Annotated in this window: 1 protein-coding gene and 1 pseudogene; both read right to left on the bottom strand. The window is 65.7% G+C overall.

Annotated elements, in window-relative coordinates:
* The coding region (gene queF, locus PI86_RS15465) for an NADPH-dependent 7-cyano-7-deazaguanine reductase QueF (protein WP_039324338.1) at positions 1-768 on the bottom strand (768 nt) is incomplete at its 3' end.
* A 12-nt stretch (positions 769-780) separates the two neighbouring features.
* Positions 781-912 (bottom strand): annotated as a pseudogene (locus tag PI86_RS16725) (threonine dehydratase); the annotation flags it as partial.

Genomic DNA, 912 nt, shown 5'->3' with positions numbered 1-912 from the left:
GATGTCGAGCCCGCCGCGGCGCGTGTAACGCGCATACACCGCGAGCTTCACCGGTTTGCAAGCGTGCAGGATGTCGAGGAAGATCCGCTCGACGCACTGCTCGTGAAAGCCCGTGTGATTGCGGAACGAGATGATGTAGCGCAGCAGCCCCGCGTGATCGATCTGCGGCCCGACGTAGTGAATCTGCACGCTGCCCCAGTCGGGCTGGCCGGTGACCGGGCAGTTCGAGCGCAGCAGGTCGGACACGAGCGTCTCCTCGACCGGCGCTTCGTCTTCGGCGTCGGCGGCCGACAGCAGCGACGGATCGGGTTCGTACACGTCGGTGTCGAGGTCGAGCCGGTCGAGCGACAGCCCGTCGAGCTCTTCCATCTGGAGCTTGCCGAAATCATGCGGCGACACGAGCTGCACCGACACGCTCGCGCCGCACGCGGCCGAGATGTCGCGCTTCAGCACGTCGCGTACCGCGTCGACCGAGTCGAACTTCGATTGCGCGAACGCGCCCAGATACAGCTTGAACGACTTCGATTCGACGATGTTCGGCGATTCGGCCGGCACGAAGAACGTCGCGACCGCGAGCTGCGGCTTGCCGCGCGCGTTGAGCCACGACAGCTCGTACGCGTTCCAGATGTCGGTGCCGAAGAACGGCAGCGCCGACGTGATGCCGAGCTGCTCGCGCGCCCCGGCGCGCGGGATCGGGAACAGCAGCGACGCGTCGTACTGCGCTGCGTAGACGGTGGCCTTGCCGAGCGGGGAATGTTCGGGATTCATTGCGTGATGCCTTTACGACAGGAAGAGGCGGTAAGCCGGATTGGCGCTCTCTTCGACATACGGATAGCCGAGCGCCGCAAGGAAGCGTTCGAACTCGGCGCGATCGGCCTGCGGCACCTGCAGCCCGACGAGGATCGAGCTGTA

It is taken from the genome of Burkholderia sp. A9, from assembly GCF_000801975.1.
The sequence above is the reverse complement of the archived record's forward strand: the minus strand, read 5'-3'. Positions and strand labels throughout refer to the sequence as shown.